Annotated in this window: 2 protein-coding genes and 2 pseudogenes; all 4 read left to right on the top strand. The window is 34.2% G+C overall.

Annotated elements, in window-relative coordinates:
* Nucleotides 1-132 (top strand): sigma factor-like helix-turn-helix DNA-binding protein (locus IM507_RS13640; protein ID WP_287637204.1); only part of this gene is annotated, 132 nt, incomplete at its 5' end.
* A gap of 294 nt (nucleotides 133-426) precedes the next feature.
* A complete protein-coding gene (locus IM507_RS13645) occupies nucleotides 427-2,325 on the top strand; it encodes a hypothetical protein (protein ID WP_287637203.1) in 1,899 nt (632 codons plus the stop codon).
* Nucleotides 2,326-2,718, top strand: a pseudogene (locus tag IM507_RS13650) (DUF4351 domain-containing protein); the annotation flags it as partial.
* A 72-nt stretch (nucleotides 2,719-2,790) separates the two neighbouring features.
* A pseudogene (locus tag IM507_RS13655) lies at nucleotides 2,791-2,970 on the top strand (MFS transporter); the annotation flags it as partial.

Raw genomic sequence — 2,970 nt, forward strand, 5'->3', positions numbered from 1 at the left:
ATGAAAACACTCGAAGAAATCGGCCAGATTTTCAACGTCACTCGCGAGCGCATTCGTCAAATAGAAGCCAAGGCTCTGCGGAAACTGCGTCACCCTAACCGTAATAGTATCCTCAAAGAGTACATTCGTTAATTTCCCGTCCTTAAAAAACTAGAAACTGAGTCTCCTTGAGGCTCAGTTTTATTGTAATCTGCACCTACCTCGACGGCTGCACCTCAATTTGGTCGAAATATCCATATTATATTTTGGGCGCACGCGATGCGCCACTAGCACGGATAGGTGAACTTGATTACTGCCGATTAATTCCCCCTCAACTCGATAGAAAGTCCCGTATTCGTTAGTAAGATATTCGATAGCGGGATTGACGAGGGTAAAACCAGCAGGATAACTGCTATACTATATTTATAGTTCACTGAGAGAATAGAAATGGATCACAATTGCGATGCTTGCGATTCTAAAATCGAAGATATTCCAGAGTTTATTCGTCAAAACCTCATTGTCGTAAAATCTATATGGAGATACAGCTGTGAGGCAATTAAAGAATTAAAAGACAATGATTACAACAAACACCTGATTTTAATTATAACAGATTTAGAAGAAGAAATTTTAGAAAATCGAGAAATATTTTCAAAAAATCAATCTGCCAAAAATTATTTTACTACAGAGATTAAACAATATTTAGAAGGCACAAAAAAATCTGCTGGGGAGCCATCGGCTAAGAGTTTATGGGCAAAACCAATATCTACTCAGTTGAAATTTATTTTAGAAGCTTTAAATTCAGCATCAGATTCTAAAAAATTTGAATTAAAAGACATATTATATTTTGTTGAAATAATACAAAGAGAGATAATTTCAGTAGAAAGTCTTGAAGGTTTACTTAATTTACTTATTACAGAAATCCTCAAAGAAGAAATGAATCTAGAGGAATTAAAATTTATCGTTAACACTATTATAATAATGTTTATTGAGCGAGGATACTATGTTAAAACTCTAGAAAATTTATTACATAAACAATTATCTTTGTTTCAAGATCATTGGAACCGTATAAGTACAAGTACAGATGGATTGTATTTATACGGTGGACTCATATATGGATCACCCAAATATAACGAGGAAGTTTATTCTGAAAACGAAGACTATAAAATTGCCCTCAAGCAATATTATGACTCTTTGGGGCTTAAAGATAGGATTTTTCTGATGAAAAAAATTTATGTCGAACCACCTAAAAAGTATAAGGTTATTTTTAAACTTTCTAATTTTGCTCTAGCCAATTCTCAATCATTAAAAATAGGTAACGTTTATTTTTATATTCCGCAAATTCATGGAAAAATAACAATTCAAGACGACAGATACAGATACAGAGATGAAAATTCTGATCTTGTTTGGTTTGAAAAAACAGTACAGGAATTTGAAGTGATGTCCGAGAGTATTTATTATGTTGCTGTTGACATCGAAGGAAATGATTTTTATTCAATGAAGGATCAAGCGATAAGAACAGTAGAGAGGGCTGTGTCTGTCTTCCTAAAAAAGGATACTCTCATGAAAAAGACAAATAACAACGAAATACAAATAATATCAAATAATTACATTATCTGTAACGATCTAGGTGAGGGTGTTTTTTATCATTGTTATATATCGAATTCTAAAGAATTTGATATTCCTAATAATATTTATACTGACAGAATTGGTCATTGGCTTTCTTCTAAAAACTCACTTAATAAAAGCGTTGAAACATGGTTAACTGCCATTGAACTATATCGTAAATCTGTTGAGTCAGTACAAAGTTCCGACGCGCTTCTATATTCTTGGTATTCCCTTGAGCATTTTATCAATAAATCGGAAAAAATTACTGTGAGGCTTCCGAAGGAAAAGGAATTTGATAAATCTGTTTTTGGAGAATGGTACAATGCGGACAATATTTCAGTCCTACAATTATTGCTCGCTATTGTTACCATTAAATCCAAGTTTTTTGATGATTTTGGGCAGAAAAATAGTCAAATTGATCACACAACTTGCTTGAATAAAATAAAACAAGCAATAATCGATGTCAAAAATGATGTGTATAATATCTATCGCATTAGAAATATGCTAGTTCATAGTAGTAACACAAAAAGTAAGCTTTTAGAAGATTATTCAAAAAGAAATAAGGAATACAGCTTAAGACTTATTTTAGAAATCAGAAAACATTTATTTGCAACCGAGAGTGATACTGAAATACAGCCGATAAATACTTATTTTACAAGGATGATAATTGATGCTAACGTGGCATTTGAAGCAGTAGTCAATAATGATATGGATAAATTCAGAAAATGGATAATACAATAGGAAACTCTACGACAAGTAGCCGCAAAAATTGATAATATCGAGGGTAGAACTGAAAAAAGCAATTTAGCCGCCGCTACAGCAATTCTGGCGGGGTTAGTATTAAGTAAGGAAATCATCGGAAGCTTATTAAGAGAAGAAATTATGCGCGAATCAGTTATTTATCAGGATATCCGGGAAAGTGGAAAAGCACAAGGAAGAGAGGAAGGAAGACGAGAAGAAGCGGTTTCTTTGATTCTACGGCTACTTAACCGTCGTTTAGGTGAAATATCCTCGACTTTAAGCCAACAAATCCGAGAACTATCTCTAGAACAATTAGAAACTTTAGGAGAAGCGCTGCTCGATTTTACCAGCTTGACAGATCTAACCGCTTGGTTATTGGAGATAGAAACTTAAATCCCCAGAAGATGTCTGCTCGTCCTGCGTTAAATTTTTAAATACCGGCTTTTTTCCCGTATTGATTTAACTATGGCTACCAGCGATATTCTCCATTCTACTCACTCATCCCCAAAACCCCTGCCAAAACTGGGACTTTTCACCATGTTTCGCTTAGGACTCTTTCAGATGGGACTAGGTATGATGTCCCTGCTGACTTTGGGGGTTCTCAATCGGATTATGATCGATGAGTTAAAAGTTTTACCCTTTCTC

This window comes from Microcystis sp. M20BS1, assembly GCF_020245305.1.
In the GTDB taxonomy this organism is placed as follows: domain Bacteria; phylum Cyanobacteriota; class Cyanobacteriia; order Cyanobacteriales; family Microcystaceae; genus Microcystis; species Microcystis ichthyoblabe_A.

Coding starts and splice junctions, on each gene's coding strand:
- IM507_RS13645 (WP_287637203.1), top strand. CDS start 427: ATGGATCACAATTGCGATGCTTGCGATTCTAAAATCGAAGATATTCCA.